The organism is Hydrogenophaga laconesensis (assembly GCF_031457235.1).
Classification (GTDB): domain Bacteria; phylum Pseudomonadota; class Gammaproteobacteria; order Burkholderiales; family Burkholderiaceae_C; genus Hydrogenophaga; species Hydrogenophaga laconesensis.
The window spans coordinates 1-17,657 of the sequence record NZ_JAVDWE010000018.1 but is presented as its reverse complement, the minus strand read 5'-3'; the positions used below and the strand labels follow the sequence as shown (position 1 = coordinate 17,657).

Annotated in this window: 12 protein-coding genes; 5 read left to right on the top strand and 7 right to left on the bottom strand. The window is 67.2% G+C overall.

The features are described from left to right. Positions 1-12 precede the first annotated feature (12 nt). The 3 genes from J2X09_RS23595 to J2X09_RS23585 all read right to left on the bottom strand — a co-directional run bounded on the left by J2X09_RS23595 (position 13) and on the right by J2X09_RS23585 (position 5,137). The gene (locus J2X09_RS23595; RefSeq protein ID WP_204735260.1) at positions 13-2,574 is read right to left on the bottom strand and encodes a TRAP transporter permease; all 2,562 of its coding nucleotides are present in this window, start codon (positions 2,572-2,574) and stop codon (positions 13-15) included. Between the two features lie 101 nt (positions 2,575-2,675). After that, on the bottom strand, positions 2,676-3,647 hold the full coding sequence (locus J2X09_RS23590) for a TAXI family TRAP transporter solute-binding subunit (RefSeq protein ID WP_204735259.1): 972 nt from the start codon (positions 3,645-3,647) through the stop codon (positions 2,676-2,678). Positions 3,648-3,802: 155 nt separating this feature from the next. After that, positions 3,803-5,137, bottom strand: coding sequence for an aspartate aminotransferase family protein (locus tag J2X09_RS23585; RefSeq protein ID WP_204735258.1), 1,335 nt, complete (start codon positions 5,135-5,137; stop codon positions 3,803-3,805). 182 nt (positions 5,138-5,319) lie between these two features. On the opposite strand from J2X09_RS23585, the gene J2X09_RS23580 reads away from it, so the two are divergent. Then, positions 5,320-6,561 (top strand): D-amino acid dehydrogenase, encoded by a 1,242-nt coding sequence (locus J2X09_RS23580; RefSeq protein ID WP_204735257.1) that lies wholly within the window; start codon positions 5,320-5,322, stop codon positions 6,559-6,561. A 3-nt stretch (positions 6,562-6,564) separates the two neighbouring features. On the opposite strand, the gene J2X09_RS23575 is transcribed toward J2X09_RS23580, so the two are convergent. The 3 genes from J2X09_RS23575 to J2X09_RS23565 form a co-directional block, all read right to left on the bottom strand. Continuing rightward, on the bottom strand, positions 6,565-7,467 hold the full coding sequence (locus tag J2X09_RS23575; RefSeq protein ID WP_204735256.1) for a LysR family transcriptional regulator: 903 nt from the start codon (positions 7,465-7,467) through the stop codon (positions 6,565-6,567). Positions 7,468-7,790: 323 nt separating this feature from the next. Further along, complete coding sequence (locus J2X09_RS23570; protein WP_204735255.1) at positions 7,791-10,949, bottom strand: efflux RND transporter permease subunit; 3,159 nt, start codon at positions 10,947-10,949, stop codon at positions 7,791-7,793. Between the two features lie 8 nt (positions 10,950-10,957). Continuing rightward, entirely contained in the window at positions 10,958-12,067 is a 1,110-nt protein-coding gene (locus J2X09_RS23565; RefSeq protein ID WP_204735254.1) for an efflux RND transporter periplasmic adaptor subunit, read from the bottom strand. 122 nt (positions 12,068-12,189) lie between these two features. Here J2X09_RS23565 and hpnC point away from each other — a divergent pair, with 122 nt between their 5' ends. Next, the gene (gene hpnC / locus J2X09_RS23560; protein WP_204735253.1) at positions 12,190-13,086 is read left to right on the top strand and encodes a squalene synthase HpnC; all 897 of its coding nucleotides are present in this window, start codon (positions 12,190-12,192) and stop codon (positions 13,084-13,086) included. Between the two features lie 25 nt (positions 13,087-13,111). On the opposite strand, the gene J2X09_RS23555 is transcribed toward hpnC, so the two are convergent. Then, a complete protein-coding gene (locus tag J2X09_RS23555; RefSeq protein ID WP_204735252.1) occupies positions 13,112-14,266 on the bottom strand; it encodes a mechanosensitive ion channel family protein in 1,155 nt (384 codons plus the stop codon). 66 nt (positions 14,267-14,332) lie between these two features. Here J2X09_RS23555 and J2X09_RS23550 point away from each other — a divergent pair, with 66 nt between their 5' ends. Genes J2X09_RS23550 through J2X09_RS23540 form a run of 3 tightly spaced genes read left to right on the top strand, consistent with a single transcriptional unit; the run spans position 14,333 to position 17,350 of the window. Continuing rightward, positions 14,333-15,634 (top strand): NAD(P)/FAD-dependent oxidoreductase, encoded by a 1,302-nt coding sequence (locus tag J2X09_RS23550; protein WP_204735251.1) that lies wholly within the window; start codon positions 14,333-14,335, stop codon positions 15,632-15,634. An 18-nt stretch (positions 15,635-15,652) separates the two neighbouring features. Further along, entirely contained in the window at positions 15,653-16,123 is a 471-nt protein-coding gene (locus J2X09_RS23545; RefSeq protein ID WP_204735250.1) for an EVE domain-containing protein, read from the top strand. A 36-nt stretch (positions 16,124-16,159) separates the two neighbouring features. Then, positions 16,160-17,350, top strand: a complete 1,191-nt coding sequence (locus tag J2X09_RS23540) for a phospholipase A (RefSeq protein ID WP_310309559.1) — start codon at positions 16,160-16,162, stop codon at positions 17,348-17,350. Positions 17,351-17,657 lie beyond the last annotated feature (307 nt).

Sequence of the window (17,657 nt, the reverse complement as noted above, 5' to 3'; positions counted from 1 at the left end):
GCGATTGTAGCCTCAGCGGCGCATGCGCCGACCCTGGGTCCACCAGACGAACGCCACCAGCAGGAGCGCAGGCAGGTAGAACCAGTGCGCGGTGGGTCGGTCACTGCGCACCTGGATGCCCGTCACGTCCCAACCCTGCTCAAAACCGGACTTGGCTGCGCGGGTGCCAAACTTGACCTGTCCGATCTGCACCGCATCCCCCAAGGGCACGAGGTGCAGGCCCGCCTCATTCAAGCGCCTGCGCCCGTCCTCTCCCATCTCTCCCAACTGCAGCGCCACCGTTTTTGTCACGTCATCGCCTTCGATGGTCGTGCCATGAATGATCATCACCACCCGGTCATCGGCCGCCGTGTCCCGCGCCACGTCGTACACCTGCGACGCGGGCACCTGGCGGTACTCGGGCGAAATGCGGTCCATGAAAAAGTCAGGGCGGAACAGCAGCACCACGGCAACCGTCAGCAGCGCCGTTTCCCACCAGCGGCTCTTCACACGGAACCAGTTCATCGTCACGGCAGCGAACATCAGCGTGGCCAGCGTGCAGGCCAGCAGCACACGTATCAGTTCGCCGGTACCATGAACATTGATCAGCAACAGTTGCGGATTGAAGATCCAGATGAAAGGCAGGATGACCGTTCGCAGCGCATAGATGGCGCCTTGCACGCCTGTCTTGATGGCGTCTTCGCCGGAAATGGCTGCGGCGGCAAAGGTGGCCAGCCCCACTGGAGGCGTGATGTCACCCATGATCCCGTAGTAGAAGACGAACAGATGCACGGCAATCAGAGGAATGATCAGGCCGCTCTGGGCGCCCAGCTCCACCACCACCGGCGCCATCAGCGTGGCCACGAGCACATAGTTGGCGGTGGTGGGTACGCCCAACCCCAGCACAAGACAGACGAAGGCAATGAACAGCAGCATCACCATCACGTTGCCTTGCGCCACGAACTCGACAAATTCCGTCATGCGCAGCCCGAGACCTGTGAGCGTGATGGCCCCCACGATGATGCCTGCGGTGGCGGTGGCCACGCCGATGCCGATCATGTTGCGCGAACCGTCGTTGAAGCCGTCCACCACGGAACGCCAGCCCTGCCGCCAGCTGCCCTCGCCACCGGCGTGGCGGAACCCTGCGATGAGCGGCCTTTGCGTGAGCATCAGCACCACCAGCACGGTCACGGCCCAGAACGCCGAGAGCGCGGGTGACATCTCCTCTACCATCAGACACCAGATCAGAACCGCGATCGGCATGATGTAGTGCAACCCGGCACGCACTGTGGGCCAGGTCTGCAGTGGCTGGGGGTGTTCGATGTCGATGTCTTCCGGCAGATCCGGACAGCTGGCGGCCTGATACACCGAGAACAGGTAGAGCCCGACCACAACAGCCGAGGCCGCATACGGCGCAGCCGCACCCATGAACGCCTTGATGGCCTGCAACAGGTAGTAGATCGCGCACACCACGACGATGCTGCCAGCAATGCCGATCGCGTTTCGCATCAGGCGCACGCGCCACGGCCGAGCCACCGCCTGCACGATGGGCTGCATGCCCAGTTTGAGCGCCTCCAGGTGCACGATGTAGAGCAACCCGATGTACGACAGCGTGGCGGGCAGGAACGCATGCTTGACGATGTCGGCGTAGGGGATACCGACATACTCGACCATGAGGAAGGCGGCCGCACCCATCACGGGCGGCATGATCTGGCCATTGACCGAACTCATGGTCTCGATGGCCCCCGCCTTCACGCCACCATAGCCTGCCTTCTTCATCAGCGGAATCGTGAAGATGCCCCCTGAGACCACGTTGGAGACGGAAGATCCCGAGATCATGCCGTTGAGCGCCGAGGACACGACCGCGACCTTGGCAGGCCCGCCGCGCAGATGGCCCAGTGCCGCAAAGCTGACCTGCATCATGTAGTTGCCGCCACCCGCGCGATCGAGCAACGCCCCGAACAGCACATACACGAAGATGGTGCCGGCCGACACGCCCAGCGCAATGCCGTAGACACCCTCGGTCGTGAGCCACATGTGCGAGATCAACCGGTTGATCGAAGCCCCCTTGTGCGAGAGCACATCTGGCAGATACGGCCCGAGCAGGCAATACGCGAGGAAGATCACCGCGAGCGCAGCCATGGGCCACCCCACAGCGCGCCGCGTGGCCTCCAGCAGCAACACGATGCCGATCGAACCCACCGCGATGTCCATCGTGTTGGGCTGGCCTGGCCGCGTGGCCAGTTCCGCGTAGAACAACATGATGTAGGCGCCGCAAAACGCAGCGGCCAGGGCCAGCAGCCAGTCCACCAATGGCACGCGGCTGCGCAGCGAACGCTTGAACGCCGGCCAAGCCAGGAAAGCGAGGAACAGCGCGAACGCGAGATGGATCGCGCGCGCCTCGGTGTCGTTGAGGATGCCGATGCCCAGCTCGAACGGCAGGGGCGAGGCGTACCAGTACTGGAACAGCGCCCACAGCAAGGCCACGGCGAAGATGATGCGGGCCGTGAGGCCCACCGGCTTGCGGCCGCCCGTGTCGCTGTCGGCCACGAGCTGCTGCAGGGCCTCGGGCGCTTTTTCGATGTCGGTGCTCATGGTGCGCTCCGGTTGTGCAGGGCATGCGATAAAAAAAATGGCGAAGCAACTTCGCCATTCGTGACCGGCGAGCCGCGCCAGTGGCGGCCCCGCACGTCACATCACTTGACCCAGCCCTTTTCCTTGTAGAACTTGAGCGCGCCTTCGTGCAGCGGGGCACTCAGGCCGTCCTTCACCATGCCTTCGGGCGTGAGGTTGGCCAGCGCGGGGTGCAGCTTCTTGAACTCGTCGAAGTTGTCGAACACGGCCTTGACCACCTGGTACACGGTGTCGGGCGAGGTCTTGCTCGATGCCACCACGGTTGCGGAAACGCCATAGGTCTGCGTGGGCTGCGGGTTGTTCGGGTACAGGCCGCCGGGCAGCGTGACCTTGGCGTAGTACGGCTTCTCTGCCACCAGTTTGTCCACCGCAGGGCCGGTGAGCGAAACCAGCTTCGCACCGCACGAGGTGGTCGGGTCCTGGATGTTGGCACTCGGGTGGCCCACGGCGTAGTAGAAGCCGTCGATCTTGCCGTCGCACAGCGCGGGGCCATGCTCGTCGGCCTTGAGTTCGGAGGCGAGCGAGAAGTCGCTCATCTTCCAGCCCATGGCAGCCAGCAACTCCTCCATGGATGCGCGCGTGCCCGAACCCGGGTTGCCCACGTTGAAGCGCTTGCCCTTGAAATCCTCGAACTTGGCGATGTTGGCTTCCTTGCGCGCCACCACGGTGAAAGGCTCAGGGTGCACGGCGAAGACCGCGCGCAGGTCGCCGTACGCGCCCGCGTCCTTGAACTGGCCCACGCCCTTGACGGCGTTGAACTGCACATCGGACTGGGTGAAGCCCAGGTCCAGCTCACCGGCCTTGATGGTGTTCACGTTGAACACCGAGCCACCGGTGGACTCCACCGAACAGCGGATCCCGTGTTTGGCGCGGTCCTTGTTCACCAGGCGGCAGATGGCACCACCGGCCGCGTAGTACACACCCGTCACGCCCCCTGTCCCGATGGTCATGAACTTCTGTTGCGCCTGGACAGACGCCATGGGCGCCATCAGGGCGGCGGCCGCGGCGAGGGTGCTGAGGGTGATCTTTTTCATGCTGGGTGCTCCTGCAGGTTTCGACGGGTTGAACAAACTTGGTGCGCGGGAAAAGGCTTCTGATGTCCTCTAGCAAGCATCGTGCAGACCAGCCGCGGGGGCGACGGGGTTTACCCCGAAAGGGCCCGCGAATGCCGCTGGAGCATGGTGGTGCATCACGCCGCCACCGCGCGGTCGATGGCGCCCGCCAGCCGGGCCACGATCTCTTCCAGTTCGGCGGGCGTGCTGATGAAAGGCGGTGCGAGCAACACGTGGTCGCCGCAGCGGCCATCCACCGTGCCTCCCATCGGATAGACCATCAGACCACTGGCCATGGCCTCGCTCTTGATGCGGGCGTGCAGCTTGCGCGCGGGGTCGAACCATTGTTTGCTGCCGCGGTCGGCCACCAGCTCGATGCCACGGAACAGGCCACGGCCACGCAGGTCGCCGACGTGCGGGTGGTCGCCGAACGCCTGTTGCAGCAAGGTCTCGAGTTGCTGCCCGCGCTCTCGCACCTGTTCAAGCAGGCCATCGCGCTGGATGACGCGCTGCACCGCGAGCGCGGCCGCACACGCGATGGCGTGGCCCAGGTAGGTGTGGCCATGCTGGAAAAGCCCACTGCCCTGGCGGAAGGCGTCCACCACCCTGCCCTGCGCCAGCACCGCGCCGATGGGCTGGTAACCGCCACCAAGGCCCTTGGCGATGGTCATGAGATCGGGCGTCACACCCTCCTGCTCGCAGGCGTGCAGGGTGCCGGTGCGGCCCATACCGCACATCACCTCGTCCAGGATCAGTAAGATGCCGTGCCGGTCGCACAGCTCGCGCACCGCCTTGAAGTAGCCCGGCACCGGTGTGAGCACACCGGCCGTGGCGCCGCCCACGGTCTCGGCCACGAAGGCCATCACGTTCTCGCCACCCAGCCGGTCGATCGCGCCGGACAGTTCCGCCACCAGGCGCTGGCCGTATTGTTCGGCGGTCTCGTCGGTGCGGCGATCGCGGTACTCGTAGCAGGGCGACACGTGGGTCACATCGATCAGCAGCGGTTTGAACTGTTCGCGCCGCCACGCGTTGCCGCCCACCGCGAGCGCACCCAGCGTGTTGCCGTGGTAGCTCTGGCGGCGCGCGATGAAGTGCCGGCGCTGCGGCTGCCCGATCTCCACGAAATACTGCCGCGCCATCTTCAGCGCGGCCTCCACTGCCTCGGAACCGCCGCTCACGAAGTACACATGGCTCATGCCAGCGGGTGCGGTATCGATCAGCACGTTGGCCAGCTCCTCGGCCACCTCGGTGGTGAAGAAGCTGGTGTGCGCGTACGCGAGCTGGTCGATCTGCGCGTGCATCGCGGCCACCACGTCGGGATGCCCATGGCCCAGACAGGACACAGCCGCGCCACCCGAGGCATCGAGGTAGGTCTTGCCCGCCTGGTCGGTGAGCGTGATACCCTGGCCGCTCACGGCGAAGAGCATCGGTTTGTGCAGCTGGCGGTGAAAGACGCGGGTGGGTGAACTCATGCGGTGGCGATGGGGGCACTGAGGATGTCTGGCGCAGTGTAGGCAGCGCTCCCGCCTCGGGAAAAATGCCTTTTTCAACCCGATCCATGCCTTCCGGTTATGGGCCATCCATAAATTCGCGGCATGGGCGTTGGCACGATTGGCATTTTTCCGCCGACTGCCGTCTGCCTACAGTGGACGCCATGAACGCTTCTTCCACCCCCGCGCGGCACGTGTGCGTGCTCGGTGCGGGCATCGTCGGGCTGGCCGCGGCCTGGCAACTGCGCCGGGAAGGCTTCGAGGTCACCGTGGTCGACCGCGCCCACGCCGGCACCGGCGCGAGCGCGGCCAACGGCGCCCAACTCAGCTACGCCTACGTGCAACCGCTGGCCGACCCCGGCATCTGGCGGCAGTTGCCCAAGTTGCTGCTGGCGCCGGACTCACCGTTGAAGCTGCGCCTGCAGGCCGACCCCCACCAGTGGGCCTGGGGTCTGCAGTTCCTCGCGGCCTGCCGCGCCTCCGTGTCGCGCCGCACCACGGGCAGCCTGCTCGCCCTCGCCGCCGAGAGTCGCGCGGGTTTTGAACAGCTCAGGGCCGAGACCGACATCGAATGCGACTTCTCCGCCACCGGCAAGCTGGTGCTGTATCAGGATGAGGCCAGCTTCGCCAGTGCACGCCAGCAGATGGCACTGCAACGCGAACTGGGCAGCGTGCAACACGCGCTTTCACCGGCCGAATGCGTCGCCATCGAGCCCGCGCTGGCGGGCTATGCGCCGCGCTTTGCCGGCGCCATCCACACCCCCAGCGAATGCGCGGCGGACTGCCACAAGGTCTGCCTCGAGCTCCTGCGCCTGCTGCTCGCGCAGGGCGTGCGTTTCGCGTTCGACACGCCCGTCACGGGCCTGAAGCGCTCAGGCGACCGCATCGTGGCAGCCCAGACGCCGCGCGGTCCGATCGAGGCCGATGCCTTCGTGGTGGCGCTCGGCACCGCCTCGCACCCCCTGGCACGCATGCTCGGTCTGCGCGTGCCGGTCTACCCGCTCAAGGGTTACAGCCTCACGGTGGACGTGAAAGAGACCTCGGCCGCCCCCAAGGTGAACGTGACCGACGCTGCCCGCAAGGTGGTGTTCGCGCGCCTGGGCCAGCGCATGCGCGTGGCGGGCATGGCCGAGCTGGCGGGCGACAACACGCACATTCCCGGTGACCGCATCGACTCGCTGCGGGCCAGTGCACGTGCCCTGTTCCCGGATGCCAGCGACTATGACGAGCTGCGGCCCTGGGCCGGCCTGCGCCCCGCCACGCCCACCGGCCTGCCGGTGCTGGGCCAACTGCCCGGCGGCCCGGGCAACCTGTGGTTCAACACCGGGCACGGTGCCCTGGGTTTCACGCTGGCCTTCGGCAGCGCACAGCGCCTGGCTGCGCTGCTGCGCGCGCAGCCCGCCTGAGGTTCAGTCTTCCATTTCCTGCAGCGCCTGCTGCATGCAGCGCGTGAAGGCGCGGGCCACCAGCGAGTTCGGCCTCGCGGCGGGCCGCAGCATGCGCACGGTGGTGGGAACGACGGGTTCGAGCTTGAGCACATCCACCTTCTCCGGGTCGGCCGACGCCGCGGTGCAGGCCTCCACCATGGCCACGCCCACGCCGTGGTGCGCGAGCGCGAGCGCCACGTGGTAGGTCTGCACGGTCATCACTTCCTGCAGGCCGGCACCGCTGTCGCGCACGGTATGAGCGAGCAGCAGACCCAGCGGGTCGCGCCCGTCGAGCGCGATGACGGGCAGCCTGGAGAGCTGGGTGAGGTTGATGGTGCCGGCCCGCACCTGCCGCGCAGGCAGCATGCCCTTGGGCACCACGCACACCACGTGGCGTTCGGCGAGCTTTTCCTGCACGAGCGCGGGGTGCGAGACGGCGCTGAAGACGTAGCCCACGTCGGCTTCCTGCAGCACGAGTGAGGCGATGATCTGCGGCGAATGCAGGGCTTCGTGGTGCACGCGCACGCTGGGATGCTTTTCGCGGAAGAGGCGCATGGCGCGCGGGAACACTTCGTAGCTGAGAGCGAGCACGGTGAGCACGCGCAGTTCGCCTTTGCCCCGCCCGGCCCTGAGGCTGGCGGAGAGGCGCTGCACTTCGTCGAGCTGGGCGAAGAGGCGTTCGATGTGGGGATAAAGGGTCTGGGCCTCTTCGGTCGGTCGCAGCCGCCCGCCGACGCGCTGGAAGAGCGGAAAGCCCAGTTGAATTTCAGCGTGCTGCAGGGTGCGGCTCACGGCGGGCTGCGTGACGTTGATCATGCGGGCGGCCGCGCTCACGCTGCCGGTGAGCATCACCGCGTTGAAGACTTCGATGTGTCTTAGTCGCATGGCCTATTGTTGACGATGTGTTTTCTTCGGCGGTTTTCTCCGGCGAGAACGGTCATCGGCGACGCCGGGGCGCGGCTCCGCGGCTGTCCCCCGAACCGGCTTCGCCGGTTCTCCTCCTTTTATGCCGCTGCGCCGCGCCCCGGCATCACCGATGACCTACAGGCACGCCGCTGTGGGCATGCCTGCACGTTCTGGGTTCGGAGGTGATTGGCGCTCTGCGCAGCGAAATAAAGGAGGAGGCGGCCTCCCGCCGCCGGGGGACATTCGCGGAGCAGAGCGCCAATCACCTCCGAACCCCGCGAAACAGAAGCAAGAAACGAACCTCAAGCAGGCCGCTTCACCCGGAACCAGGCCGCATACATCGCCGGCAAGGCCAGCAAGGTCAACACCGTCGCCACGATGAGCCCACCCATGATCGCCACCGCCATCGGCCCCCAGAACACACTGCGCGACAACGGAATCATCGCCAGCACCGCCGCAGCCGCCGTCAACACGATCGGCCGCATCCGGCGCACCGCAGCCTCCACGATCGCATTCCAGGCCGGCACACCCCGCGCCCGATCCTGCTCGATCTGATCGATCAGGATCACCGAGTTGCGCTGAATCATCCCCATCAGCGCGATCACCCCCAGCAACGCCACGAAACCGAACGGCCTGTTCAGCAACAACAGCGCACCCGCCACGCCCGCCATGCCCAGCGGTCCTGTCAGAAACACCAGCATCGAACGGCTGAAGCTCTGCAGCTGCAGCATCAACAGCGTGAACACGATGAACAACATCAAAGGCACCCCCACCACGATGGACGCCGAACCCTTGCTGCTCTCTTCCACCGCGCCAGCCACCTCGATGTGGTACGCCCCGAGGCCACGGGAGACCCAGCCGTCGCTGATCGCCTTCAGTTTCGGCTGCAGCTCGGCCGTCACCGTCGCACCCTGCAAACCCTCCACCACGTCACCCTGCACCGTGATCGCGTAATCGCGGTTCTCGCGCCACAACACACCAGGCTCCCAGTCGAACACCGGCCGCGCAATCTGCAGCAGCGGAATCGCCTGGCCGCTGGCCGTGGGCAGGTAGGCGTTGGCCAGGCTGGTGATGGCATCGCGCTCCTCGATCGGCTGGCGCAGCACGATGTCGATCAGTTTGTCGCCCTCGCGGTACTGGCCCACCGTGGTGCCGGAGAGCAGCGTGCGCGAGGCCTGCGCGATGGACTGGCTCGACACCCCCAGGGCGCGCGCCTTGGCCTGGTCCACCTCCAGCCGCAGGCGCTTCACCGACTCGTTCCAGTTGTCGTTCACGCCGCGCATGTTCGGGCTCTCGCGCATCGCCTGCTTGACCTCGTCGGCCAGGCCGCGCAGCACCTGCGGGTCGGTGCCGACCACACGGAACTGCACCGGGTACGGCACGGGCGGCCCGTTGGGCAGCAGCTTCACGCGCCCACGCACCTCGGGAAACTCGGTGGCCAGCACGGCCGGCAGGGCCTTGCGCAGCGTCTCGCGCGTCCTCAGGTCCCTGGGCAACACGATCATCTGCGACACGTTGGTCTGCGGAAAGATCTGGTCCAGCGGCAGGTAGAAGCGCGGCACGCCCGACCCCACCCAGGTCGTCACGCTGCGCACGCCCTCTTCCTTCGTCAGGCGGTTTTCCACCCGGCGCGTCACCTCGTCCATCGCGTTCATGCTGCTGCCCTCGGGTAGCCAGATGTCCACCAGGATCTCGGGGCGGCTCGAATCGGGAAAGAACTGCTGCTGCACCTTGCCCATGCCCGCAATGCCCAGCACGAAAGTCAGGATGGTGGCGCCGATGGTCAGCCAGCGGTGCTGCACGCACCAGTCCACCACCGCGCGAAAGCGCACGTAGAACGGGCCGTCGAACACCTCGTGCGGTTCACCCTCGGTGTGCGGTTTCACCTTCAGCAGCACGAAGCCCAGATAGGGCACGAACAGCACGGCCACCACCCACGAGATGACCAGCGCGAGCACAGTCACCGCAAAGATGGCGAAGGTGTATTCGCCCGTGGTGGAGTTGGCCAGACCGATGGGCAGGAAACCCGCCGCCGTGATCAGTGTGCCGGTGAGCATCGGCATGGCGGTGGCGTCCCAGGTGAAGGTGGCCGCGCGCATCATGTCATAGCCCTCCTCCAGTTTGCGCACCATCATCTCCACCGCGATGATGGCGTCGTCCACCAGCAGGCCGAGCGCGATGATGAGCGAGCCCAGCGAGATCTTGTGCAGGCCGATGCCCCAGTAGTGCATGGCGAGGAAGGTGATCGCCAGCACCAGCGGGATGGTGATGAACACCACCAGCCCGGGCCGCATGTCCAGCACGTAGCGTTTGAGCCCCCGACCGCCCGGGCGCCGGTGCAGCCCCAGCGCAAGGAAGCTGACGGCCAGCACGATCACCACCGCCTCGATCAGCACCTTCACGAACTCGTTCACCGAGTTCGTCACCGCGCTGGGTTGGTCCTGCACCTGCGCCAGCGTCATGCCGGCGGGCAGCGTGGCCTCGATGCCGGCCACGGTGGACTTGAGCGCCTTGCCCAGGGCGATGATGTCGCCGCCCTTGGCCATGGAAATGCCCAGCGCGATGCTGTCCTTGCCGTCGTGCCGCACCAGGACCTGCGCCGGGTCCACATAACCCAGGCCAATGCGGGCGATATCGCCCAGGCGGATCTGTGTGCCGTTGCCCGCGCGAATCGGCATGGCGCGCAGTTGCTCCACCGAATTGAAGGCACCGGCCACGCGCACCTGCACCACATCCTGCGGCGCCTGCACCTGACCGGCCGACTCCACCGCGTTCTGCTGGCCCAGCGCGTCCAGCACCTGCTGCAGGTTCAAGCCCAGCGTGGCCAGGCGCTTCTGTGAGATCTCGATGTAGAGCTTCTCGTCCTGCACGCCGAAGAGTTCGACCTTGCTCACGTCTTTCACGCGCAGCAGGCGCTGGCGCACTTCGTCGGCCACCGCCTTCTTCTCCGCGGGGGTGAAGCCCTCGCCCTGCAGCGCGTAGATCACGCCGTACACGTCGCCGAACTCGTCGTTGAAGAACGGCCCCACCACGCCCTGCGGCAGGGTGCCGCGCATGTCGCCCACCTTCTTGCGCGCCGTGTACCAGATCTGCGGCACTTCCGTCGGCGGCGAAGAGTCCTTGAGCTGGAAGATGATCAGCGTCTCGCCGGGCTTGGAATAGCTGCGGATCTTGTCCGCGTAGGGCACCTCCTGCAGCGTCTTCTCGATGCGGTCGGCCACCTGCTCGGCCACCTGTTCGGCGGTGGCGCCGGGCCAGTAGGCCCGCACCACCATGGCGCGGAAGGTGAAAGGCGGGTCTTCGTCCTGGCCGAGCTGGAAATAGGCGGCAACGCCCAGCAGCATCAGCACGATCATCAGGTAGCGCGTGAAGGCCTGGTGGTCCAGCGCCCACTGCGAAAGATTGAAACGCGACACCCACGATGTGGGTTCACCAGCGGAGGTCGGGGCGGCTTCGTGCATGCCGGGCCTCACTGCGCGGTGGTGGCGGTGAAGCGCGTGACCTTCTGGCCCGGCGAGAGCACATGTACGCCGGTGACCACCACCTCTTCTCCCGGCTTGAGACCGGCAACGATGACCATCTCATTGCCGTCGGCCCCCGCCACCTGAACCGGGCGCGGCTGTACCGTGCTCGCGGCGGCGTCGTACACCCACACGGCCGAGCCCTGCCGGTCGCCCTGGTCGGAGCGCATCAATGCGCTGGTGGGCAGTTTGATCACGTCCTTCGCAGCCGTCTGGCTACCCAGGGTGACATAGGCCGTCGCACCCAGTGGCACGGCGGCCTGATCGGGCAGCGACAGCTTGACCTGGTAGGTGCGCGTCGCAGGATCGGCGCTGGCCGCCACCTCGCGCACCGTGGCCTCCATCGGCGCGGCGCTGGACACCGTGCCCGCCCCCGCCCACAGGCGCACCTGAGCGGTCGCCCCCGGCCGCATCTGCGCCACGCGGTCTTCGGGCACGGCGATGACCACGTCGCGCGCGCCGTCGCGCGCCACGCGCACCACCGGCGTGCCGGCGGCCACCACCTGGCCCACCTCGGCGTCCACCGCCAGCACCACGCCGGCACCATCGGCCAGCAGGCGCGCGTAACCGGCCTGGTTGCCCTGCACCGCGCCCTGTGCCCTGGCCTGCCGCAACGTGGCCTCGGCCGACTGCAGCGTGGCCATGCGCCGTTCGATCTCGGCACCGCTCACGAAACCCTGCGCCTGCAGGTCCTGGTAACGCTTGAGGTCGGCCGCCGCCAGATCGCGCTGCGTCTGTGCGGCGCTCACCTGGGCCTGCGCGGCCTGGCTGGACAGGGCCAGGTCCTGGGCGTCCAGTTGCGCCAGCAACTGGCCCGCCTTCACCCGCTGCCCCACCTCGGCCGGCCGCTGCACCAGCTTGCCCCCCACCCGGAAGCCCAGGCGAGACTCGGTGCGTGCCCGAACCTCACCCGCATACTCGCTGCGCGCCACCACCTGACCGGTGCCCACGGTGACCAGCTTCACCGAGCGGATCGGCTCCTCCGGGGCAGGAGGGCGTGAACAGGCCACGAGCGTCAGGGAGGCGATCACGATCAGGACAAAATGCGGTGTTTTCATGGTGTGACAGGCTGAATGCTTGTGTTCGGAAACACGGATGGCGAATGTCCGCGGGGCGCGGCACGCACTAATGACTGACCGGTTAGTAACAAAATTGTAGATCAAAACCATGGCCCTTCTTCATGACAACGGCGTCATCCAGCAGCCCTGACGCGCCGTTGGGCTCGGGTGTCGGGCACTACGAGAACTTCCCCGTGGCGTCCTGGCTGTGCCCGCCGGCGTTGCGCCCGGCCGTGGCCGCCATCTACCACTTCGCCCGCACGGCCGACGACCTGGCCGACGAGGGCGAGGCCACCCCAACCCAGCGCCTGGCCGACCTCGCCCGCTACCGCGCCGAACTGCACCACTGCCTGCAGCCCACCTCGCGCTCCACCCTGGACATGCCCGACGCCCGCTGGCCCGGCCTCTTCCAGGCACTGGGCCAGGCCGCGCACCGCCATGGCCTGCCTGCCGCCTGCCTTCACGACCTGCTCAGCGCCTTCGAGCAAGACGTGCGCCACACCGCCAGTGGCCATCGCTACGCCGACATGGCCGAGCTGCTGGCCTACTGCCGCCTGTCGGCCAACCCGGTGGGCCGCCTGCTGCTGCATCTGTACGGCGTGCGCGACAACACGGCGCTGCAGCAGAGCGACCAGATCTGCAGCGCGCTGCAACTCATCAACTTCTGGCAGGACATCAGCGTGGACCTGCCGCGCCAACGCTGCTATCTGCCGGCCGATGCGCTGCAACGCCACGGTTTGAGCGTGGCCGACTTCGAGTCCGCCAACCCGGCAAAAACCGCCGCCATGCAGGCGCTCGTGGCCGAACTGTGCGCGCATGCGCGCGGCCTGATGCAGCAGGGCGCGCCGCTGGTGCACCGCGTGCCGGGCCGCGCCGGGTGGGAGCTGCGGCTGGTGGTGCAAGGCGGGCTGCGCATCCTGGACCGCATCGCCGCGCAACAGCACCGCAGCTGGCAGACGCGCGTGACCGTGCACAAGACCGAGCTGCCCCTGCTGGTCTGGCGCGCGCTGTGGATGTGACGTGTGGCGGTCGGCCCGCCCTTGGTCAGCTGGGCGTGTTCGGCGTCTGCATTTCCACCGCACCGCCTTCCACTGGCGGCGGCCCATTGCCCACAGGCACCGAGGCCTCGGGCTCCGGCGGGTCCAGCTCGGCGCGGTGGCGCGGCAGGTAGCCCGGGTACTCGCGCTGGATGAAGTCGATGAGTGACTCGCGCACGTGGCAGCGCAAGTCCCAGGCGGCGGGCGCGGAAGCCGCCGTCACCAGGCAACGCAGCTGCATCGCCTTCTCGCCCGCCTCCACCACCTGCAGCAGTGCGAAACGCCGGTCCCAGTGCGGCGTCTTCTCGCAGGCCTGTTGCAGCGCCTCACGCAGCGGCGCCAGCGGCATGCGGTAGTCCACCCACAGAAACACCGTGCCAATCAGCTCGGACGTGGCGCGCGTCCAGTTCTGGAACGGCTTCTCGATCCAGTACTGCAGCGGCACCACCAGCCGCCGCTGGTCCCAGATGCGCACCACCACGTAAGTGCCGGTGATTTCCTCGATCACGCCCCACTCGTTCTCCACGATCACCACATCGTCGATGCGAATGGGCTGACTCAGCCCGATCTGCAGCCCGGCGATGAGGTTGCCCAGCACCGGCCGCGCGGCAAAGCCAGCCACGATGCCCACCAGCCCCGCCGAAGCCAGCAGGCTGGTGCCGATCTGCCGCACGGCGGGAAACGTCATCAGCATCAGCGACACGCCGATCAGCACCACCAGGCCCTGCACCGTGCGCGACAGCACCAGCGTCTGCGTCTGGATGCGGCGCGCCGCCAGGTTGTCGGCCACGGCGGTGGGGTGCGCTTCGGCCACGCCCCGCGCCACGCCGTGCACCACGCGCGCGAGCAGCCACGTCATCACACCGATGAGCAGCAGAGAAAGAATGCGCTCCACGCGCGCCTGCGCCGCCACCTGCGGGGCAACCTGCTGCCAGGCGAGATTGAGGGCCAGCAGGTGCAGCAGCCAGTGCGCGGGCACCTCGATGGCCCTGCCCACGCTGCCCACCATGGGCGCGCGTTGCGCGGCGCGGCGCACCACGCGCCGGCCCACGCGGAACACCACCTCGGCCAGTATCAGCAATGGAAGCGCCAGCAAGAGCGCGGGCAGCCAGTCGGCAAGAAACGGGGGCGAGGATGCAAGCAACTGTTCAATAGCGTTCATGGCCCATCCTATCCCCATGCTTGTGGTCTACAGTGACGCTTGGTTTTTTGAAGCGAGGCTTGACGGATGCAGACAAGGATCGTGATCGTGGGTGGTGGCGCAGGCGGCCTGGAACTGGCCTGCAAACTGGGGCGCAGGCTGGGTGCGGCTCAGGTCACCCTGGTGGACCAGCAGCTCTTCCACATCTGGAAACCCTCGCTGCACGAAGTGGCCGCCGGCACGCTGGACATTCACCAGGAAGGTCTGTCGTACGAAATGCTCGCGCACGACAACCGCTTCACCTTCTGCTTCGGTGCCATGACCGGGCTCGACGCTTCGGCCAAGACCCTCACCGTCGCCCCCGTGAAGGACGAGAACGGCGAAGAACTCGTTCCGGAACGCACCCTGCCCTTCGACCAGCTCGTCATCGCCGTGGGCAGCACGGCCAACCACTTCAACGTGCCCGGCGCGGCCGAACACACGCTCTCGCTCAACCGCCCTGCGGATGCCGAGCACTTCCGTCTGCGCATGCTCAAGCTGCTCACCGCCGCCGAACTGCGCAAGAGCGCAGGCGCCGAGGCGCAGGTGCGTGTGGTCATCATCGGCGGTGGCGCCACCGGCGTGGAGCTCGCGGCAGAGTTGCGCGAAGCCAGCGTGGTGCATTCGCGCTACGGCTTCCGCCGGCTGGACCCACACCACGACGTACAGATCACGCTGCTCGAAGGCGCGGCGCGCATCCTGGCACCGCTGCCCGAGAAGGTGTCCACCGCCGCCGCGCAGTTGCTGCGCGAACGCCACGTCAGCATCGAAACCAATTGCCGTGTGGCGCGCATCACACCCGAACAGGTGGAAGACGCCACCGGCCGCGTGTTCCCGGCCGACATCGTGGTGTGGGCGGCCGGCATCAAGGCGCCCGACTTCCTGGGCACGCTCGGCCTGCCCACCACGCGCGCCGGTCTGGTCGAAGTGGAGCCCAACCTGCTCGTGAAAGGCCGGAGCGACATCTACGCCCTGGGCGACTGCGCCGCCTGCCCCACGGCCGATGGCGGCTTCGTGCCCCCACGCGCGCAGGCCGCGCACCAGCAGGCCAGCTACCTGGTGGACGCCCTCATGCGCCGCGCCCGCCACCAGGTGGCCAACACCCGGCCCTACATCTACAAAGACCACGGCTCCCTCGTCTCGCTCGGCACGCAGACGTCCGTGGGCAACCTCATGGGCAACCTGTTCCGCTCCTCCAGCTGGTACGTGCAAGGCATGTTCGCCCGCCTCATGTACGTGAGCCTGCACCTCATGCACCACCAGGCCGTGCTCGGCACCCTGCGCACCGGCGTGCTCGCGGTGGCGCGCTACCTGGTGAAGCGGGCCACGCCGCTGGTGAAGCTGCATTGAACCCAGAAGGACACGACCATGCCCAACTACTGGCTGATGAAATCCGAGCCCGACGAAGTCTCCATCGACGACGCGATCAAGGCCCCGAAACACACCGTGGCCTGGACCGGCGTGCGCAACTACCAGGCGCGCAACTTCATGCGCGACGGCATGCAGGTGGGCGACGGCGTGCTGTTCTACCACTCCAGCTGCCCCGAACCCGGCATCGCCGGCATTGCGCGCGTGGCCTCCGGCACACGGCCCGACCCCACGCAGTTCGACAAGACATCGCCCTACTACGACGCCGCATCCAAGCCCGACGCGCCGCGCTGGCTGCTGCTCGACGTGCAGGCCGTGCGCAAGACCCGCCTGCTCGGCCTGCCCGAGCTGCGCGACACCCCCGAGCTGGCCGACATGGTCGTGCTCAAGCGCGGCAACCGGCTGTCCATCACACCGGTGAGCGAAGCGCACTGGAAACTCATCACGGGCACGCTGCTTGCCGGCGCCTGACGGCACCGAACTTTCAGCGAACCACGCCATCCGACCATGAAACCACCACACGCCCGCCGCATGCCCCGTCCTTCGCTGCTCCATTCGTCCCTGCTCTGCGCCCTGTCGGTGGGCGCCGCGCCCGCGCTGCACGCACAGACCAGCGCACCTGTCATCACAGACCTGCCTGAACCCACGCTGGAACGCTGCGCCGTCATTGGCGCCCCAACGGACCGGCTCGCCTGCTACGACCGCCTGGCCAAGCGCGCGCCCGGCGCGCCACCGCCGCCCGGCGTGCAGCCCTCACCCGGTGAAGTGGTGGCCACGCCCGCCGCTCCAGCCACCGCAGCCCCCATCGCCGACGGCCCTTCGCTGCTGGAACCCACCGGCGCCCCCTTGACCGCGACCACCGCCGCATCCGGCACAGCGCCTGCGAGCACCAGCCTCATCTCCAAATTCTGGGAGCTCGACCCCGAAGACAAGCGCGGCGTCTTCAACTTCGTCGGGTACCAGAAGAACTACATCCTGCCGATCCACATCACCAGCCGCATCAACCGCTCACCGCAGTCCCCCACGCAGGCCGCCGTGAGCGAGCCGGACAACCGGCGCGAAGAAGCCAAGTTCCAGCTGTCGGTACGCACCAAGGTGCTGCAGAACGTGGGCCTGCCCGGCGCCGACCTGTGGGCCGCCTTCACCATGCAGACCATGTGGCAGGTGTACAACCACGCTGACTCTCGCCCCTTCCGCAACACGGACTACCAGCCCGAGCTGATGTACGTGGTGCCCACCGGCCCCGGCCTGCGCTACCTGCCCTTCGGCTGGCAATGGCGCTACACCATGGCGGGCGTGGCCCACCAGTCCAACGGCCAGTCAGACCCGCTGTCGCGCAGCTGGAACCGCGCCTACCTCGCCGCCGGCTTCGAGCGGGGCAACTGGAACTTCACCGGCCGCTACACACAGCGCCTGAAAGAACGCCCGGAAGTCGACAACAACCCCGACCTCATCGACTACCGCGGCCGCTCGGAATTCACCCTCGGCTGGGCCAGCGGCCTGCACACCGCCTCGCTCTACATGCGCGGCGGCAAAGGCAACACCGCACAACTGGAATGGACCTACCCCGTCTACCGCGACCAGCCCAACGGCCTGCGCTGGTACGTGCAGCTGTTCAGCGGGTATGGGGAAACGCTGTCGGACTACAACTTCCGGCAGACGAGTGTCGGGGCAGGGGTCAGCTTTTTGCAGTTTTGAGGGGGCTAGTGTGTTGCATCGACCGGTTGAATCCGCCGCTAAAAGCGGTCATTGAGCGCTTGCGGCTGGCGAAAAATCGTCGGAACCACCACCGTCCCCACGGCTCGCTCGGCAATCTGACCCCGAACGAGTTCGTCAACAGCAGGTCAGTTCAACCAAACGAAGCGGCCAGCCTGTAGTTCAGAACTGTCCGGTTTCAGGGAGAACGTCACCTGGGCTGCTGCCGGTTTCGTTGACACCGGCCTAAGCTTCTTTAGCTTGCTCGAACTGTATGGGACTGACGTACCCGAGCGTCGAATGCCGGCGC